The organism is Pseudomonas sp. 3A(2025) (assembly GCF_054589175.1).
Genome location: NZ_BAAILM010000062.1, coordinates 77625 through 95350, shown reverse-complemented (window position 1 = coordinate 95350; position 17726 = coordinate 77625). Strand labels below are relative to the sequence as shown.

The 17726-nt window shown below is 61.1% G+C and carries 21 protein-coding genes and 1 pseudogene; 11 read left to right on the top strand and 11 right to left on the bottom strand.

What is annotated here, in order from left to right; translation table 11 throughout:
* Positions 1-14 precede the first annotated feature (14 nt).
* Entirely contained in the window at positions 15-1106 is a 1092-nt protein-coding gene (gene aroC, locus ACYP2A_RS22085) for a chorismate synthase (protein WP_459748063.1), read from the bottom strand.
* Between the two features lie 131 nt (positions 1107-1237).
* Here aroC and ACYP2A_RS22080 point away from each other — a divergent pair, with 131 nt between their 5' ends.
* Both ACYP2A_RS22080 and ACYP2A_RS22075 read left to right on the top strand, forming a co-directional pair.
* Positions 1238-2254 carry an alpha/beta hydrolase gene (locus ACYP2A_RS22080; RefSeq protein WP_459748062.1) on the top strand — a complete coding sequence of 339 codons (1017 nt, stop codon included), beginning with the start codon at positions 1238-1240 and terminating at the stop codon, positions 2252-2254.
* 96 nt (positions 2255-2350) lie between these two features.
* The gene (locus ACYP2A_RS22075) at positions 2351-3136 is read left to right on the top strand and encodes a hypothetical protein (protein WP_459748061.1); all 786 of its coding nucleotides are present in this window, start codon (positions 2351-2353) and stop codon (positions 3134-3136) included.
* 3 nt (positions 3137-3139) lie between these two features.
* On the opposite strand, the gene prmB is transcribed toward ACYP2A_RS22075, so the two are convergent.
* Positions 3140-4048 (bottom strand): 50S ribosomal protein L3 N(5)-glutamine methyltransferase, encoded by a 909-nt coding sequence (gene prmB, locus ACYP2A_RS22070; protein ID WP_459748060.1) that lies wholly within the window; start codon positions 4046-4048, stop codon positions 3140-3142.
* A gap of 225 nt (positions 4049-4273) precedes the next feature.
* On the opposite strand from prmB, the gene ACYP2A_RS22065 reads away from it, so the two are divergent.
* Both ACYP2A_RS22065 and ACYP2A_RS22060 read left to right on the top strand, forming a co-directional pair.
* Positions 4274-4864 (top strand): cysteine hydrolase family protein, encoded by a 591-nt coding sequence (locus ACYP2A_RS22065; protein ID WP_459748059.1) that lies wholly within the window; start codon positions 4274-4276, stop codon positions 4862-4864.
* 5 nt (positions 4865-4869) lie between these two features.
* Positions 4870-5427: a Smr/MutS family protein gene (locus tag ACYP2A_RS22060; RefSeq protein WP_459748058.1), complete on the top strand. Its 558-nt coding sequence runs from the start codon at positions 4870-4872 to the stop codon at positions 5425-5427.
* 23 nt (positions 5428-5450) lie between these two features.
* Here ACYP2A_RS22060 and ACYP2A_RS22055 read toward each other — a convergent pair whose 3' ends face one another.
* Positions 5451-5642 carry a hypothetical protein gene (locus tag ACYP2A_RS22055; RefSeq protein WP_459748103.1) on the bottom strand — a complete coding sequence of 64 codons (192 nt, stop codon included), beginning with the start codon at positions 5640-5642 and terminating at the stop codon, positions 5451-5453.
* Between the two features lie 276 nt (positions 5643-5918).
* Between ACYP2A_RS22055 and ACYP2A_RS22050 the strand changes: the two genes are divergently transcribed.
* The 3 genes from ACYP2A_RS22050 to ACYP2A_RS22040 all read left to right on the top strand — a co-directional run bounded on the left by ACYP2A_RS22050 (position 5919) and on the right by ACYP2A_RS22040 (position 7439).
* A complete protein-coding gene (locus ACYP2A_RS22050) occupies positions 5919-6212 on the top strand; it encodes an addiction module antidote protein (RefSeq protein ID WP_459748056.1) in 294 nt (97 codons plus the stop codon).
* Between the two features lie 249 nt (positions 6213-6461).
* Complete coding sequence (gene folE / locus ACYP2A_RS22045; RefSeq protein ID WP_056840245.1) at positions 6462-7007, top strand: GTP cyclohydrolase I FolE; 546 nt, start codon at positions 6462-6464, stop codon at positions 7005-7007.
* A 54-nt stretch (positions 7008-7061) separates the two neighbouring features.
* Positions 7062-7439 (top strand): glutaredoxin family protein, encoded by a 378-nt coding sequence (locus tag ACYP2A_RS22040; RefSeq protein ID WP_459748055.1) that lies wholly within the window; start codon positions 7062-7064, stop codon positions 7437-7439.
* A gap of 6 nt (positions 7440-7445) precedes the next feature.
* On the opposite strand, the gene ACYP2A_RS22035 is transcribed toward ACYP2A_RS22040, so the two are convergent.
* Positions 7446-7850, bottom strand: coding sequence for a (R)-mandelonitrile lyase (locus ACYP2A_RS22035; protein ID WP_459748054.1), 405 nt, complete (start codon positions 7848-7850; stop codon positions 7446-7448).
* A gap of 101 nt (positions 7851-7951) precedes the next feature.
* Between ACYP2A_RS22035 and ACYP2A_RS22030 the strand changes: the two genes are divergently transcribed.
* Positions 7952-8845: a LysR family transcriptional regulator gene (locus ACYP2A_RS22030; RefSeq protein ID WP_459748053.1), complete on the top strand. Its 894-nt coding sequence runs from the start codon at positions 7952-7954 to the stop codon at positions 8843-8845.
* 8 nt (positions 8846-8853) lie between these two features.
* On the opposite strand, the gene ACYP2A_RS22025 is transcribed toward ACYP2A_RS22030, so the two are convergent.
* Both ACYP2A_RS22025 and ACYP2A_RS22020 read right to left on the bottom strand, forming a co-directional pair.
* Positions 8854-9456: a glutathione S-transferase family protein gene (locus tag ACYP2A_RS22025; RefSeq protein ID WP_459748051.1), complete on the bottom strand. Its 603-nt coding sequence runs from the start codon at positions 9454-9456 to the stop codon at positions 8854-8856.
* Between the two features lie 34 nt (positions 9457-9490).
* Positions 9491-10657 carry an aminotransferase-like domain-containing protein gene (locus ACYP2A_RS22020; protein WP_459748050.1) on the bottom strand — a complete coding sequence of 389 codons (1167 nt, stop codon included), beginning with the start codon at positions 10655-10657 and terminating at the stop codon, positions 9491-9493.
* Between the two features lie 82 nt (positions 10658-10739).
* Here ACYP2A_RS22020 and ACYP2A_RS22015 point away from each other — a divergent pair, with 82 nt between their 5' ends.
* Positions 10740-11210 carry a MarR family transcriptional regulator gene (locus ACYP2A_RS22015; protein WP_459748049.1) on the top strand — a complete coding sequence of 157 codons (471 nt, stop codon included), beginning with the start codon at positions 10740-10742 and terminating at the stop codon, positions 11208-11210.
* 105 nt (positions 11211-11315) lie between these two features.
* Positions 11316-12509: a benzoate/H(+) symporter BenE family transporter gene (locus ACYP2A_RS22010; protein ID WP_459748048.1), complete on the top strand. Its 1194-nt coding sequence runs from the start codon at positions 11316-11318 to the stop codon at positions 12507-12509.
* Between the two features lie 13 nt (positions 12510-12522).
* Here the strand turns inward: ACYP2A_RS22010 and ACYP2A_RS22005 are convergent, their stop codons facing one another.
* From ACYP2A_RS22005 to pyrF, 4 genes and pseudogenes are all read right to left on the bottom strand, one after another.
* Positions 12523-13386: a methyl-accepting chemotaxis protein gene (locus tag ACYP2A_RS22005; RefSeq protein WP_459748101.1), complete on the bottom strand. Its 864-nt coding sequence runs from the start codon at positions 13384-13386 to the stop codon at positions 12523-12525.
* A pseudogene (locus ACYP2A_RS22000) lies at positions 13381-13608 on the bottom strand (HAMP domain-containing protein); the annotation flags it as partial. The pseudogene ACYP2A_RS22000 and the gene ACYP2A_RS22005, both read right to left, overlap by 6 nt.
* A 1067-nt stretch (positions 13609-14675) precedes the next feature.
* Positions 14676-15605, bottom strand: a complete 930-nt coding sequence (locus tag ACYP2A_RS21995) for a S66 peptidase family protein (RefSeq protein ID WP_459748047.1) — start codon at positions 15603-15605, stop codon at positions 14676-14678.
* A gap of 133 nt (positions 15606-15738) precedes the next feature.
* Positions 15739-16437, bottom strand: a complete 699-nt coding sequence (gene pyrF, locus ACYP2A_RS21990) for an orotidine-5'-phosphate decarboxylase (protein ID WP_459748046.1) — start codon at positions 16435-16437, stop codon at positions 15739-15741.
* Between the two features lie 202 nt (positions 16438-16639).
* On the opposite strand from pyrF, the gene ACYP2A_RS21985 reads away from it, so the two are divergent.
* On the top strand, positions 16640-16807 hold the full coding sequence (locus ACYP2A_RS21985; protein ID WP_459748045.1) for a DUF2897 family protein: 168 nt from the start codon (positions 16640-16642) through the stop codon (positions 16805-16807).
* A gap of 36 nt (positions 16808-16843) precedes the next feature.
* Here the strand turns inward: ACYP2A_RS21985 and ACYP2A_RS21980 are convergent, their stop codons facing one another.
* Positions 16844-17602, bottom strand: coding sequence for a substrate-binding periplasmic protein (locus tag ACYP2A_RS21980; RefSeq protein WP_459748099.1), 759 nt, complete (start codon positions 17600-17602; stop codon positions 16844-16846).
* Positions 17603-17726 lie beyond the last annotated feature (124 nt).

Below are 17726 nucleotides of genomic sequence, written 5' to 3'. Positions count from 1 at the left end.
TGAGCCAGTGGTGATCACAGCTGGCCCAGCACCGGCGTGGCAACCCGAACATCGGCGTTCTGCCCGCGATGACGCAGCAGGTGGTCGAGCAGCACGATGGCCATCATCGCTTCGGCAATCGGCGTGGCACGAATGCCGACACAGGGGTCATGACGGCCCTTGGTGATGACGGCAGTGGGGTTGCCGTCGACATCGATGGAGCGGCCCGGGGTGGTGATGCTGGAGGTCGGCTTGAGCGCCAGGTGCGCGACAATCGGCTGGCCCGACGAGATACCACCAACGATGCCACCCGATTGATTGGACACGAAGCCTTCAGGCGTCAGCTCGTCGCGATGCTCGGTACCGCGCTGAGCCACGCAAGCGAAACCGGCGCCGATTTCAACGCCCTTGACCGCATTGATGCTCATCAGCGCGTGGGCCAGTTCGGCGTCCAGACGATCAAAGATCGGCTCGCCCAGCCCCGGCATGACGCCTTCGGCCACGACCGTGATCTTCGCACCGACCGAGTCCTGGTCACGCCGCAGCTGGTCCATGTAGGCTTCCAGCTCCGGCACCTTGTCGGGGTCAGGCGAGAAAAAGGCGTTCTGCTCGACACTGTCCCAGCCCTTGAACTCGATGGGGATCGGGCCCAACTGGCTCATGTAGCCACGCACGGTGATGCCCAGGCTGGCCAGGTACTTCTTGGCGATGGCACCGGCGGCGACACGCATGGCGGTCTCGCGCGCTGAACTGCGACCACCGCCACGGTAGTCGCGAATACCGTACTTGTGGTGGTAGGTGTAGTCGGCATGCGCCGGGCGGAACTGGTCCTTGATAGCCGAGTAGTCCTTGGACTTCTGGTCGGTGTTGCGGATCAGCAGGCCGATCGAGGTGCCGGTGGTCTTGCCCTCGAACACGCCAGACAGAATCTCGACCTCGTCGGCTTCCTGGCGCTGGGTGGTGTGGCGGCTGGTGCCGGGCTTGCGCCGATCCAGGTCACGCTGCAGGTCTTCAAGCGACAGCTCGATACCCGGCGGGCAGCCGTCGACGATAGCGACCAGCGCCGGGCCGTGGCTTTCGCCGGCGGTGGTGACAGTGAACAGCTTGCCGAAAGTGTTGCCGGACATGCGAGGGCTCCGAGAAAAACCAGTTCGAGAAAAGCAGGCGCGCAGTATACGCAGGCTCGGCGCACAGTTCATCCACGAACCTTCGCCGGTATGGCGCGTCCAAGCGATAACTCCCCCATGATGGCCTTGTGATGCACCCTGGAATTTTTCTGAATCGCTCCTTGCCTGCCCTACTCTGCCTGGCCCTGACGTTGCTGGCCGGCATTGCCCAGGCCGCCGCGCCCAGCGTCCTGCAACGCCCGATCAGCGTGCAGACCGGCAATGGCACGCTGTATGGCAGCCTGCTGCTGCCACGCTCGGACAAGCCGGTGCCAGTGGTGTTGATCATTGCAGGGTCCGGCCCCACCGACCGCAACGGCAACAACCCTGAAGGCGGGCGTAATGACAGCCTCAAACAACTGGCCATTACCCTGTCGCGGCACAACATTGCCAGCGTGCGCTACGACAAACGCGGGGTTGCAGCCAGCAAGGCGGCCACGCCCGATGAGCGCAATCTGAGCGTGGAGGGCTATGTCGCCGACGTGCTGGCCTGGTCGCGCCAGCTCAAGGCTGACCCGCGCATGGGCCCGCTGATTCTGCTGGGTCACAGCGAAGGTGCATTGCTGGCCTCACTGGCCGCAGAACAGTCCGGCGCCTCGGCGGTCATTACCGTGGGCGGCACCGGCAGGCCCGTGGATCAGGTGCTGCGCGAGCAACTAAAGGAGCGCTTACCCGAGAATCTACGCGAGCGCAGCAACCAGATTCTCGACGCGCTCAAGGCCGGGCGCACGACGCAAGAAGTGCCGGAACCACTGATGGTGGTGTTCCGCCCCAGCGTTCAGCCCTACCTGATCTCGTTGCTGCGCCAGGACCCGGCGGCGGCTTTCGCCAGCATCAAGGTGCCCACACTGATCGTGCAGGGACGCCATGATATTCAGGTCAGCGTCGAAGACGCACAATTGCTGCAACAGGCCCGTCCTGAAGCCCAACTGGTGCTGATCGACGGCATGAATCATGTGCTGCGCATTGTGCCCAATGACCTGGAGCAACAATTGCGCTCGTACCGCAATCCCAAGCTGCCGCTGGCCAGTGAACTGACCCGGCACATTCTGGCTTTCATCGACGAACAGGTATCAACGCAACAGAATGTTGACGTCAATACACCTTAAGTCCTTATATAGCCCCTTAAGAGTTGCGCACGCTGGCCGATAACGAAGCACTGGCTATGTGTGCGCCGTGCACGGCCGTGGACAGGATTGCCATGAATGACCCAAGCCGCCGAAACCACTGAAAAACCCGCTGAAGAGCCGGCCGCACCGCCGCAGCCCTGGGAAGATGTCGTTCCCGAGCACTTTCAGATGCTGCGCCTGGCGCCCTTGCCCACCGACCGCGCCACCGGCGGGCGGCCCCTGCGCTTCGTGCAGTTCGGCCGCGCCGAACGCCATAGCCGCGAGTTGAGCCTGCTGCGCATCAATATCCAGTTGCCGGGGCAACGGGTACGCCGCGAGCAGAACCATCTGGATGTATGGGCCGACCATCAAGAGCGCGTCGTGCGTTTCGGGCCTGACTCAGGGCTGCAAGTCGAGCCGTGGAACCGCGGCCTGGGACGCTTTCTGATTGCCCATGCGATTCACTGGGCGCAAAAACGCTGGTCGACTTACAAGCTCGAAGGCTTTGCGCTGGCCAGTAAAGACGGGCTGAACGAAGACACCCGCCAACGACGCGATCATTTTCTGCGCACCCAGGGGTTTGAAGTCGGGTATGAAGATGCCCAGCACATGAAAGGCAGTATCAAGGCCGTGCAGGTCGGCAACCTGCATAACACCTGGAACAACGACAAGGTCCAGATCGTCGACATTATCGACGCCGCTTTCATGCTGGAAAGAGCTGAACAGAACCTGGCGGCGCAGGAAGTGGAAATCCGCAAGCACGAAGAGCGGGTCAACAAGTACAAGCGTGAAGACAGCAGCCTGCGTTTTACCATCGCCTGCCTGGTCACCTTTGCGGTGTTCCAGGCTGGCCTGTTGATCTGGATTGCGACGCACCGATAGGCGCTATACCTGCGACTCGAACAGGGCGCGATGCGCACGGCACTGTTCGGCGGTCAGCATGAACACCCCATGACCACCGCGCTTGAAGTCCAGCCAGGCAAAATCGACGTCCGGGTACAGCGCTTGCACATGAACCTGGCTATTGCCGACCTCGACGATCAACAGACCCTTTTCAGTCAAGTGGTCAGCCGCCTGGCTGAGCATGCGCCGCACCAGGTTCAGGCCGTCGTCACCGCAGGCCAGCGCCAGTTCCGGCTCGTGCTGGTACTCATCGGGCATATCGGCGAAGTCTTCGGCATCGACATACGGCGGGTTCGACACGATCAAGTCGAAGCGCTGACCCGGCAACCCTTCGAAACCATCGCCCTGCACCGTGTAGACGCGCTCGTCGAGGCCATGACGCTCGATGTTCTGGTTGGCCACTTCGAGGGCGTCGAAAGACAGGTCGGACAGAATCACTTCGGCCTCCGGGAACACGTCCGCGCAAGCGATACCGATGCAGCCCGAGCCGGTGCACAGGTCAAGAATTCGTGCAGGGTCGTTGGCCAGCCAGGGCGAAAAACGTTCTTCGATCAGCTCGGCAATCGGCGAACGCGGGATCAGCACGCGATCGTCGACGATGAACGACATGCCGCAAAACCAGGCCTCGCCCAGCAAGTAAGGGGTCGGCACACGCTCGTCGATACGGCGCTTGATCAGGCGCTGCAACTCTGCAATTTCATCGACTTCCAGACGGCAGTCCAGATAGCTGTCAGTGATTTCCCACGGCAGGTGCAAGGCACCCAGTACCAGTTGCCGGGCTTCGTCCCAGGCGTTGTCGGTACCGTGACCGAAAAATACGTCTTCCTCATGAAACCGACTGACAGCCCAGCGGATATGGTCGCGCACGGTGCGCAGGCGGGAAGTGATCATGGGGCAAGCTCCTGGGAAAACGACGGAGGATTCTAACAGTAGTCAGTGACGGAAAGTTGCAGAGTGTCTACCATTGCACCCCTTCCATCAAGGCAAACAGCCATCACCCTGCCCGTGCTCCTTTGTCCTGCAGCCCTTTAAAACCGTGGCTTTGAATTGTGGCGATTCACAGAATCGCTCGACCAGAGGACAATGTGACAAAAGCCCCACTTGAAGGAGCCCCAGATGTCTTCTCTTAAGACCATGTTTCAACTCAGCGGACGGGTTCACGCCCGGGCCAGTCTGAGCAATGCCACGCTAATCATCATCGACGCCCAGAAAGAGTACCTCAGCGGTCCGCTGGCACTGACCGGTGTCAACGAGGCGCTGGCCAACATCGGCTTGCTGGTGGAAAAAGCCCGCGCTGCCAAGTGCCCTATCGTGCACATTCGCCATCTGGGTACTGTAGGCGGTCTGTTCGACCCGCAAGGCGAGCGCGGCAAACTGGTCCCCGAGCTGCTGCCGCTCGACGGTGAGCACGTGGTCGAGAAACGCCTGCCCAACGCCTTCAATGGCACCGGCCTGCATGAGCTGTTGCAGAGCCTTGGCCACCTGGACCTGATCGTCTGCGGTTTCATGAGCCATTCAAGCATCAGCACCACCGTGCGTGCCACCAAGGACTACGGCTACCGCTGCACGCTGGTGGACGACGCCTGCGCCACCCGCGACCTGCCCAGCCCCGACGGCGTGATCAGCGCGCAGGTCGTGCATCGCACTGAAATGGCGATCATGGCCGACAACTTTGCCACTGTGGTCGTTACTCAAGACCTGATCTGATTCTTATGCCAGACGATGATTTTTCCCTGTTTCACAACGAAATGCGCGGTGTGAAGCAGATCCGCCACGAGCATGCCGACCTGGGCAAACCCAAGGCCGATCGCCGCCAACTCGACAAGCTGCGTCAGTCGGCCGTGGCCAGCGTCGCCACGGTGACCATCGACGGCTTGTCCGATCAGTTCGTGATCGACGTCGGTCCTGAGGATGTCTTGCACTGGGCACGTGACGGTGTGCAGGAAGGGCAGATGCGCAAGCTCAAGCTGGGCCAGGTCTCCTTTGAGGGCAGCCTGGACCTGCACGGCATGAATGTGGAAGTGGCGCGCGAAACCCTCTGGGCCTTTCTCGCCGAAGCCACAAAACTGGAAGTCCGCTGTGTGCGGGTGACCCACGGCAAGGCGCAGCGTCTTGACGGCAAGCGGCCGATGATCAAGAGCCACGTCAACACCTGGCTACGCCAGCACCCGCAGGTACTGGGCTTTTGCTCATGCCAGGCCAGACATGGCGGCGCCGGCGCGCTGTATGTGCTGCTCAAGCGCACCATGCTTGAAGGGCGCGACGAGTAACATCGCGCCCGCCGTTACCGGCCTTAGCGCAGGCCCGGGCCTGGACCACCACCGCCTGGGCCGCCGCCACCACCGGGACCACCCTGATGGTGACCACCGCCTCCGCCGCCACCACCATGACCGCCGTGGCCACCCGGCCCCCAGAACGGCCAGCAGCCGGACACCGATGACAATACGGCGACGAAGATCGCTATTTTTGCTACTCGACTCAACATGTGCATTTCACTCTCTGACAACAATCAAGATGATCTGCAGCATCTGACTGCCTGGGCAGGCAAAAGTAGGTAGCGCCTTGGTCGCTGCTTGGTAAGCAAAGCGATACAGAGTCGTTATCTGGGTCTGCCACACGAATGGGCTATGCAGAGGCCGACAAGCGGTTACACACGTTACAGATTAAGAAGTGTATTTTGTCTCCAACTGGATACACTAACCGCCATGACCTATGAAATCCGACAAACCAGGACGTTTGCACTGGCCCAGGAGGTCTGATCATGACCGACACCCTACTGCCGTTCGATATGGCGGCAATGCTCGATACTGACGAAGCCATCACCGAGTATCTTTCTCAGGTGCTTGCCGATGGAGACACCGATGAACTGATCCGCGCGGTCGCTCACGTCGCCAAGGCACGTGGAATGGCGCAGATTGCCAGAGACTCAGGGCTTGGCAGAGCGAGCCTGTACAAAGCCTTGGCTCCCGGTGCCAAACCACGCTTCGATACCATCATGAAAGTCATGCGCGCCATGGGCGTCGAGCTTTATGCAAAAACTGCCGGCCACCCTTGATTGAGGTTTCAGGCAAAAGCGGCAGTATGACTGCACGCACACGTACGCTACCATGTGCCTCATGACGGGCATTAATCCCGCATCAGTCAGGGGCCACAGCGTGTAAAACGCTGCCATCCACGTATGCCAGATCGCTCTACTCCAGCAATGCCCGGAGTGGGGCGCATCAGTAGAGAACGAGCCTGATTGGTACGAAATCGGTACAGACACAAGACGTACCGCTCTGAAACCTGCACGGAACAACCCCCTGTGACACTGGAACACAACTACACCGCCATATTGGGTCAACTGGGTGAAGACGTCGCCCGCGAAGGTCTGCGCGACACGCCCAAGCGGGCTGCCAAAGCCATGCAGTACCTGTGCCGCGGCTATCAGCAGACGCTCGAAGAGGTCACCAACGACGCGCTGTTCAGCTCCGACGCCAGCGAGATGGTGATGGTCAAGGACATCGAGCTGTATTCGTTGTGCGAACACCACCTGCTGCCGTTTATCGGCAAGGCTCACGTGGCCTACATCCCCAATGGCAAAGTGCTGGGGCTGTCGAAGGTCGCGCGTATCGTCGACATGTACGCCCGTCGCCTGCAGATCCAGGAAAACCTCAGCCGCCAGATCGCTGAAGCCGTGCAACAGGTCACCGGCGCCTTGGGCGTTGCCGTGGTGATCGAAGCCAAGCACATGTGCATGATGATGCGCGGTGTCGAAAAGCAGAATTCGTCGATGATCACTTCGGTGATGCTCGGCGAGTTCCGCGACAACGCGGCGACACGCAGCGAATTTCTCAGCCTGATCAAGTAACAGGCCCCGGCGGCACGGCGCCCTGCCCTGCCGCCCGTTCCGCCCCAAAGAGGTATGCCCGTGCTTATGAAAGCCCTTCGGGTTGGTCTCGGCCAACTCATCGTTCTTGGCGACGCCGTCTCGCGCCCTGCCCGCAAGAAACGCAGCCCGCAAGCCCAGGCCGACGTCGAGCAAGCCGCCAGGGACCTGACCCTGTATCAGTTTCATGCCTGCCCGTTCTGCGTGAAGACCCGCCGCGCCCTGCACCGCCTCAACGTGCCGGTGGCCCTGCGGGACGCCAAGAACAACGAGGCCGACCGGCAGACCCTGCTCAATGAGGGCGGCCGGATCAAGGTGCCTTGCCTGCGTATTCAGGAAGGCGACAAGGTCACCTGGCTGTATGAGTCCAAGCTGATCATCGGCTATCTGGATCAGCGTTTCGGCGCAGTTTGAGCCGCATCAGCCTGCCGTGCCCAGATATTGCTCATCGGTGACGTGCTCCATCCAGTGCACGGCACTGCCGTCGAGCGCTTCCTGAATGGCGATATGCGTCATTGATGTGGTCGATGTGGCGCCGTGCCAGTGACGATGGCCGGGCGGGCACCAGATCACATCGCCGGCGCGAATTTCGACAATCGCCTCTCCCTCGCACTGGGTCCAGCCACAGCCGCTGGTCACGATCAGCGTCTGCCCCACCGGATGGGTATGCCAGGCACTGCGCGCGCCTGGTTCGAAGGTGACACTGGCGCACGACACGCGCGATGGCTCGGGCGGTGAGCTCAGCGGATCGATGCGCACCTCACCGGTGAAGAAATCAGACGACCCCTTGATCGAAGGTTGGGAGCCGGCACGGTGGAGCTTCATGGGTCATTCCTCTAGAACATGATGGATGACTCAAAGTACCCACTGGGCGATTGGTTGATAAGCTACGCAAATTCGAATGCTCCTGTGAGTGAGCCACACCAATGTCTCGAGAAACACTTCCCGACCTTCAGGCTTTCGTAGCAGTGGCCAGAGCGCGCAGCTTCACCAAGGCAGCGGCTCAACTGGGCATTTCCCGCTCGGCGCTGAGCCACAGCATGCTGGCGCTGGAAGCCCGACTGGGCATACGGCTGCTGACCCGCACCACGCGCAGCGTCTCGACCACCGAAGCCGGTGCGCGGCTGCTCAATACCCTGGCGCCGCGCCTGGATGAGATCGAAGCAGAACTGGAGTTGCTGGGTTCGATGCGCGACAAACCGGCAGGCCTGGTGCGCATCACGGCGCATGACCATGCAATCACCAGCGCCTTGTGGCCAAGGTTGCGCCCGATGCTTGAGCAGTACCCCGATATCCAGGTCGAACTGAACGTGGATTACGCCCTTACCGACATTGCGGGCCAGCGTTTCGATGCCGGTGTACGCCTGGGCGATCAGGTCGACAAGGACATGATCGCCGTGCGCATCGGGCCTGACTTTCGCATGGCCGTCGTCGGTTCGCCGGTCTACCTGCAAGACTGTGCTGCGCCGCAACACCCCAAAGACCTGACCGATCATCGGTGCATCAACCTGCGGCTGCCCACGCACGGCGCGCTGTATGCCTGGGATTTCGAGAAAGATCAGCAGTCATTGAGCGTGCGGGTCAAGGGCCAGACGATTTTCAACAACACCTTCCTGATGTTGCAGGCAGCCCTGGACGGTCAGGGCCTGGCCTACGTGCCGCTGGATATGGCGCAACCCCACCTGGACAGCGGCGCCCTGACGCCGGTGTTACAGGACTGGTGGCCGTGCTTTCCCGGATACCACCTGTATTACGCCAACCGGCGCCAGTTGTCTCCGGCGCTGGCGCTGGTCATCGAGGCGCTGCGTTACCAGGGCTGATCCAACGATCAATCGAGCATGCCCACATAACCAGGCCGGGACTGCACCCGCGCCAGCCAGCGGCCGATCGCCGGGTAGGCCGCAAGGTCGAAGCCGCCCTGATGCGCCACATGGGTATAGGCATACAGAGTGATGTCGGCGATGGAAAAGTCGTTACCCACCATAAACGCCGTGCGCTCAAGTTGCTGCTCCATCACCGCCAGCGCGCGATGGCCTTGCTGAAGCTTGAGTTGATACTCCTCGCGCCGCTCGGCAGGCATGCCGAGATAGAACTGGATAAAGCGCGCCACGGCAATGCTCGGCTCATGGCTGTACTGCTCGAAAAACTGCCATTGCAATACTTGCGTGCGCAGGCGCGCCTCGGCGGGCAGGTAAGCGCTGCCTTCGGCAAGGAAGTTCAGAATCGCGTTGGACTCCCACAGGCAGGTGCCGTCGTCGAGTTCCAGCACCGGGATCTTGCCGTTGGGATTTTTCTGCAAGAATTCCGGGGTGCGGGTTTCGCCCTTGAGAATGTCCACCGCCACCCATTCATAAGGCAACCCCAGCAGGCTGAGCATCAGCTTGACCTTGTAGCAGTTGCCCGAGTTGTAATCGCCGTAAACCTTGTACATCGCCGCCCTCCTCCCTTGATCGTAAAAACGTTATTCAGACCGCTTGTTCAGGCTGCGCCGCACGCACGACAGCGGCCAGACGCTTGAGTCCTTCGTCCAGACGTGCCGGATCGATATGGCTGAAATTGAGCCGCAAGTGGCCGAGGTTGGCCTGCGGATCGGCAAAGAATGGCTCGCCCGGCATGAACGCGACATCCTGCGCCAGCGAGGCATCGAGCAAGGTCCGGGTGTCGAGCGGCTGCTTGAGCGTCAACCAGAAAAACAGCCCGCCCTGCGGCGTGTTCCAGTTCGCCAGGTCGGCAAAGTGCGTTTGCAGTGCTGCCTCGAATGCGTCGCGGCGCTCGCGGTAGAACTGGCGCAGCACGCCAAGATGGTCGTTGTATTGTGCTGTGCCGATCCACTGCAGCGCTTGCCACTGGCCAATACGGTTGGTGTGCAGGTCGGCCGATTGCTTGAGCCGCAGCAAGTGCGGAAAAAGATCGGGACTGGCGATCAGGTAGCCAACGCGCAGGCCCGGCAGCAGGGTTTTGGACACCGTGCCGGTGTAGATCCAGCTGGCCTTGCGCAAGCGCGCCACGATCGGTTTGGCGCTGCCGCCATCGAAAGTCAGTTCGCGATAGGGCTCGTCTTCGATCAGGGTCACGCCAAACTCGTCGAGCAAGGCCGCTACCGCTTCGCGACGCTCTTCGCTGTAGCGCACGCCGGACGGGTTCTGGAACGTAGGAATCAGGTAGGCGAATGCCGGCTTGTGCTGTTCAAGACGCTGGCGCAAGGCCGTAAGGTCCGGGCCTTCGGCCTGCACGGGCACGGTCAGGCAGTCGGCGCCGAACAGCTGGAAGATTTGCAGCGCCGCCAGATAGGTCGGGCCTTCCATGAGGATTTCGGTGCCCTGATCGATGTACAGCTTGGCTGCCAGGTCCAGCGTCTGCTGCGAACCACTGACCACCAGCACCTGACTGGCCTGGCAGTCGATGCCCAGGGCTCGCGCCTCTGCGGCCAGGGCTTCACGCAATGCAGGCTCACCTTCGCTCATACCGTACTGGCCCAGACCGACCGGCATGGCCGACCAGTCCACCGCCGGCAGCATCGACTCGGCAGGCAAGCCACCGGCAAACGACATCACTTCGGGGCGCTGGGCAGCGGCGAGGATTTCGCGGATCAGAGAACTCTTGAGACGTGACACTCGTTCAGAAAAAGCCATGACATTCACCGGTAGCCGAGCAGAAGGGAAATACGTCAAACTGGTTGACCAAAACTACGATGCCATCAGTAGATACGTCAATATGCTTGACCTTAAAAACTGCTCCAATCAGCAAATTGCCATGGAAGCCTTTTTCTTCGGCTACCAGGCCTTCACCGCCAAGGCCGATGAAATGCTGGCGCGGCGTGGCTTTAGCCGTGTGCATCAGCGCATTCTGTTTTTCATCGCCCGCTATCCCGGGCTGAGCGTCAAAGAACTGCTCAGTGTGCTGGGCGTCAGCAAGCAAGCGCTGAACATGCCGTTGCGCCAGTTGATAGCTATGGAGATGGTCCACAGCAGCGCGCCCGAGACCGATAAACGCAAGCGCCTGCTGGCGCTGAGCGATGAGGGGCAGAAGTTCGAGCAGGCGTTGCGCCGCGAACAGGTCAAGCTGTTGCAGCGCGTATTTGCCGAAGCCGGGCAAGAGGCGGTGGATGGCTGGCTAAGTGTCAACCAGGCGCTGGGCAAGACCTTGCAGTCAGGCGTCAGCCCGCATGGGCCGGGGTTTGAGTGAACAACTGTACGGCCCAATACGCCCTTCGCTGTATCGTAATGTCTTGTAACCCTTGGGTTTAGGCTGAGCGCCCTCGTCATTTGTGCGCTTTAAGGAAAGACCTTTATGACCCAGACCGCCGTGAAGACGCCCCTTCGCCCTTTGGCAGATTCTTCGTTGTCCTCGGTGGTGGCCGGCTTCATCGCCATGATGACCGGCTGCACCAGTTCGCTGGTGCTGATGTTCCAGGCCGGCCAGGCCGCCGGGCTGAGCGGCGGGCAGATTTCCTCGTGGCTGTGGGCGCTGTTCATGAGCATGGCGCTGTGCAGCATCGGCCTGTCGCTGCGCTATCGCACACCGATCACCGTGGCCTGGTCGACACCGGGCGCTGCATTGCTGGTCACCAGCCTGGGCGGGGTCAGTTATCCCGAAGCCATCGGCGCGTTCATCACCTGCGCGGTGATGGTTACCTTGTGCGGCCTGACCGGTAGCTTCGAGCGCCTGGTACGGCGCTTGCCGGCGTCACTGGCCGCCGCCTTGCTGGCCGGCATCCTGTTCAAGATCGGCAGTGAAATCTTTATCGCCGCCCAGCATCGCACCAGCCTGGTACTGGGCATGTTTTTCACCTACCTGATCATCAAGCGGGTCTCGCCACGCTATTCGGTGCTCGCCGCTCTGCTGGTCGGTATTGGCCTGTCTGCGATACTGGGCCTGCTGAACTTCAGCGGTTTCGCCCTGGAGCTGGCCGCGCCGGTATGGACCACACCCAGCTTCTCGCTGGCCGCGACCATCAGCATCGGTATCCCGCTGTTCGTGGTCGCCATGGCCTCGCAAAACATGCCCGGTGTCGCCGTGTTGCGCGCCGACGGCTATGACACGCCGTCTTCACCCCTGATCACCGTCACCGGCCTGGTGTCGCTGCTGGTGGCGCCATTTGGCTCGCACGGGATCAACCTGGCAGCCATCAGCGCAGCGATCTGCACCGGCCCGCATGCACATGAAGACAAGAGCAAACGCTACACGGCCGCCATCTGGTGCGGGGTGTTCTATGCCATCGCCGGCCTGTATGGCGCGACCCTGGCGGCGTTGTTCGCCGCCTTCCCCAAAGAACTGGTGCTGTCGATTGCAGCGCTGGCACTGTTCGGCTCGATCATCAACGGCCTGACCGTGGCGATGCAGGAACCCCGCGAGCGCGAAGCGGCGCTGATCACCTTCATGGTCACCGCCTCCGGCCTGACCCTGTTTTCGGTGGGCTCGGCGTTCTGGGGAATCGTGGCCGGCGTGCTGACGCTGCTGATCCTGAATGCGCGCAAATCGTAATAACGACCAGGCTCTACAAGCGGAAATGCCCGACCATGCCCTTGAGCTGAGTGCCGAGCGCGGCAAGCTCGACGCTTGAGGCAGCGTTGCCCTGCATGGCCAGCGCCGATTGATCGGCGCTGCTGCGAATGCTGGTGACGCTGCGGTTGATTTCTTCGGCCACCGAGCTCTGTTGCTCGGCGGCAGCGGCGATCTGCTGGTTCATCTGCTCGATGGTCGAGACCGCTGCGGCGATGCTGCTCAGGGCGCTTTCTGTCTGCCGGGCGTCGCCGACGGCCAGCCTGACCAGCTCGCTACTGTTCTGGATCTGCACCACCGATGCACGGGCGCCGGTACGCAGGTTGACCACCAGTTGCTCGATCTCGGCGGTGGACTGCTGGGTGCGCCGCGCCAAGGCACGAACCTCGTCGGCCACCACGGCAAAACCACGCCCCTGTTCGCCCGCGCGCGCCGCTTCGATGGCGGCATTGAGGGCCAGTAGATTGGTCTGCTCGGCCACACTCTTGATCACGCCCAACACCTGATCGATGTTCTGCACCTGGGCACTGAGGCTTTCGATACTCTCACTGGCAGAGGTCGATGACTGCGCCAGTTGCTCGATACGTTGCAAACTCTGGCGTACCACTGCCTGACCGGTGCCGACCTTTTCATCGGCGCTTTGCGCTGCCAACGCGGCCTGCTCGGCATTGCGCGCGACATCGTGCACGGTGGCAGTCATCTGGTTCATGGCCGTGGCCACTTGCTCGGTTTCTTCTTTCTGGCTGCTGACTTCCAGGTTGGTCTGCTCGGTCACCGCCGACAAGTCATGGGCGGAACCGGCCAGCTTCTCGATGCCGTCCTGCAAACCACTGACAATCTGGCTAAGGCCCGTGCTCATCTGCTGCATGGCCTGCATCAACTGGCCGATTTCATCGCGGCGTTCAACCTGAATACTGCTACTCAAGTCACCCGCAGCAATGCGCTGTGCCTGGCCAATTACCTGGCGCAGCGGGCCGACGATCAGGCGGGTGATCAGCCAGGAGGCAATCAGACCCACCAGCAAGGCCACCACCGATGAAGCGATGATCTGCCAGGTGTCGAGGTTGAGTTGCTGCTGCATCGACTGATCTTCGGCGGCATACACCTGACGCACCTGCTCCACCACCTGGCGCGCATTACTTGCCAGTTGCTGTGCAACGCCTGCCTGTCTGGCCAGCAAATCGGTGTACTGCTTGAGCTGGTCGTTGAAATTGACAATATGGCCGCTGACCTCGTTGATCACTGTCTGATAGCCAGCATCATTGATCGCGCCCTTTAATTCGTCTGCCAGCACCCTGGCCTGTTCGGCTTGCTCGATGGTGCCGGTACGCACCTCTTCACCGGAGCCGGTACGCCGGCTTTTGTCCAGGCGTACCCGGGCTTCGTCCATGGCCTGCAGCATCAACCTGGAAACCTGGCTGACCTTGCCGGCCTGCTCGACAAACTGCGCACCGTCCTTGCCCTGGGAATCCTTGAGCGTCCATGTGCCATCGTCGGCCAGGCCGTTCTGCAGCACTTCAAGGTTGTTGGCGACACTGGAAACCGACCAGTTGGCCATTTCCAGCGCCAGATCCTTGCTCTGGTTGATGTCGACAAAGGCATCGAACGAGCGACGGTATTCAGCGAGTGCCTGACGAACCTGCTCCATCACCGCAGCATTGGCGGGCGAATGGGCTGCCAGCGCTTCGGCGCGGGCGCTGAGGGCCTCGACCTCGACACGAAGTTTCTCGGCCACCTTGGGATCGTTGTGCAGGGCGTAGTCCTGCTCCAGCAGACGTACATCCAGCAACCCACTGTTGAGCGACGACATCTGCTTGAGCCCGTCGAAATGCTGGCTGATGCGCTGCAGGGACCAGATTCCCATACCGGCCACCAGCGCCGTCAGCAGCAACACCAGGCCAAAACCCAGGCCCAGCTTTTTCGCCATCCCCAAGTGAGTGAATCCGGTCGACCTCATAGCGTCCCATCCCCATTCGAAGCGCGCAGTGCTACGGCAGCATTCAATATCCGTGCAGAGTCGCAACGGGCAGGCAACTGCACAAGCAGGTAACGCACGAGTGGTAGCAAAAAGCTATATAGAGGTCGCTTCCAGAATGTTTTGCACAAGGTGGCTCACCAGAAACCGGCATCACCACCCTGCGCAAGCATTCAGGCGTGAGCGGCAGCGCTCACCAACAAGGTGCCGGCGTCTACATCGAGCACCGCATCGGTGCCCAAAGGCACGGACTGATTGACATCACCATGGCCCACCGGCAGACCACCCAGCACAGGAATACCCAGATTGCCCAGGCGTTCGAGCAGCACATCGGCCGGGCGAACAGGGCCCACAGCATTCTGCGGCTCACTGAAATCACCCAGCGCAACCCCGGCCAGCCCTTGCAGCACGCCGCTGTTGAGCAGATGAGTCAGCATCCGGTCAACGCGGTAGGCTGCCTCGCCAACGTCTTCGAGCAACAGAATGGCGCCCTCAAGATCGGGCATGAACGGCGTGCCGACACAGGTGCTGAGAATACTCAGATTCCCGCCCAGCAATACACCACTTGCTTGCCCGCAGGTGCGAACACTGCCCGTACTGGCTTGCTCGACAGCGTTGAGCAGTACCGGCTCAGTGGTCATCAGTGCATGACGCAGGCCGGAGGCGAACGATTGGCTGCCGCCAATCTGGGTGGCCACCGGCCCGTGCACGCTGGCCACCCTGGCCTGAGCCCAGAACGCACCATGCAAGGCGGTGATGTCGGAAAAACCGCTGAGCAGTTTTGGATCTCGGCGCACGGCCTCCAGGTCCATCTGGCCGACAATGCGCTGCGCACCATAACCGCCACGGTTACACAGCACAGCGCGAATTTCGGGGTCGTTCAGGGCATGATTCAGGTCGGTGAGACGGTCGGCATCGGTGCCAGCGTAGAACGAATACCGGTCCAGTGCATGGGGATAGACCCGAGGCCTGAGCCCCCAGCTTTCGAGCACCTTTACGGCGCTCTCAAGCCTGTCGGCGGGCACAGGACCGGCCGGTGACACCAGAGCCACGGCATCGCCGGGGCGCAGAACCTTGGGATAAAGCGTTTCAATCAATGACATTGGGGTTATCCGAAAAATCAGTGAGCGGGCAATCTAGAGCAGCCCTGATATGCACTCAAGTCGGCCATTTCATCTGATCTTACCGGGTAACACCCTTTATACCTGACAGATTTTTCCACATCAGAGGCAGGACTCAGGCCAGCTCGGCCACCACTGCCGCCAGCGCTTGCGCAGGATCGGCAGCCTGGCTGATCGGCCGGCCGATCACCAGATAGTCGGAGCCGGCTTCCAGCGCCTGGCGCGGGGTCAGAATGCGGCGCTGGTCGTCAAGCGCACTGCCGGCCGGACGAATGCCGGGGGTAACCAGTTGCAGGGACGGGTGCGCGGCCTTGAGCGCGCGGGCTTCCTGGGCCGAGCACACCAGACCATCCATACCGGCCTTCTGCGCCAGGGCAGCAAGGCGCAGTACCTGCTCTTGCGGCTCGATGTCCAGGCCGATACCGGCCAGGTCTTCGCGCTCCATGCTGGTCAGCACCGTGACACCGATCAACAGGGGCTGCGGGCCGCTGCGCTGGTCGAGCACTTCGCGGCATGCCTGCATCATGCGCAGACCACCGGAGCAGTGTACGTTGACCATCCAGACGCCCATTTCAGCGGCGGCCTTGACGGCCATGGCGGTGGTATTGGGAATGTCGTGAAACTTCAGGTCCAGAAACACTTCGAAGCCGCGATCACGCAGGGTCTCTACGATGCCCGACGCGCTGCTGGTGAACAGTTCCTTGCCGACCTTGACCCGGCACAGCTTGGGATCGAGCTGATCGGCCAGCTTGAGGGCGGCGTCACGGGTCGGAAAATCCAGGGCAACGATGACAGGGGTCTGGCAGGCGGACATTAGCGGGTTCTCAGGCTGGTCGAAATCGGCGCGTATTGTAGCCGAACATCGACAGTGACGGGACCCGATGATCGGCTTTTGCCATTGCTTTCGGGGCAAGTTTCAGATCAAGGCTCATGTCTGGCGGGTCAGACCGGCCTACACTGGGAACCATCGGACACCGCAATGGCCAAACCGGTATGAACAAGAAGGAGTGCACGTTATGCCTTGGTATGCCTGGTTAATTCTGATCGTTGCAATCGGCTCGATCGTTGGAGGGCTGATGCTGTTACGCGATACAGCGCACAAGTTGCCCTTGACCGAAGAGCAGCTCAAGCGTGTGCATGAGCGCAATGCCGAGATGGACGCCAAGGAGGCCAAAGACCGCTAAGCCACACGTTGGCGGTGCGCTCGCGCCGCCGCCACCCTATCTGGCGATCACCCGGACACCGTAGGGCTCGAAGATTTTTGCCATCTCCCCGGTGTCGCGCACTTGTCGCAACAAATCGGAAAACGCTGAAGCGGCAATCGCGCCCTCCGGCCGTACCAGCGCAAAATGCCTGTACACCTGATCCACGCGCTCGGACACCAGAAGTTGATCGGTCGAGAGGATATTGCGCATTTGCGCATCCTTTAAAAAAGAGCGCGTCACCGGCGCAATGTCCACCCTTGCACGCGCCACCATCAACAGATTGCTCTCGTGCGAATAGGTCAGCGTCGCGTGAAAACTGGATGTCAGGTAATTGGGGTCGGCGTTATAACGGGCAAAGCCATAGTGATAACCGCTGAACAGCGCCAGATGCTTGCCGCCAAGATCGGCAAAGTAATCCTGCTGCCGGCCCTGCACACGCAGGGCAACAAAAACCTCGGCATCTTCCAGGCCCATGTCCACGCTGGAATAGTCAATGTCCTGCCAGCCCCACTGCGGGTTTTCAAAGACGACGATATCGATACGCCCCTGAGCAAAATCCCGATAACGCCGGGTAACCGACGTCGGCACGGCCACAAACTCGTAAACCTGCTGACGACGGTTGAGGGCGGCCACCAGCGCAAATAGCAGCCCCTGGGCCTGGCCATTTTCCGGACGCACGACATACGGCGGAAAATGCACGGCACCGATGCGCACCACCTGCGCCGCCTCGACCTCATCTCCTGCCGGCAGCAAAGTTGCCAGGGTCAGCGCCATAAGAGCAATAAACAGCCGTAAGGACTTCATGATTAAGGGCGCATGGAAAAGCGCACACGCTATGCGTTTTTGACCGGTTAAACAACTCCTCGCTGCTGCGGTGACATCAAGTAGTGGCACGTTT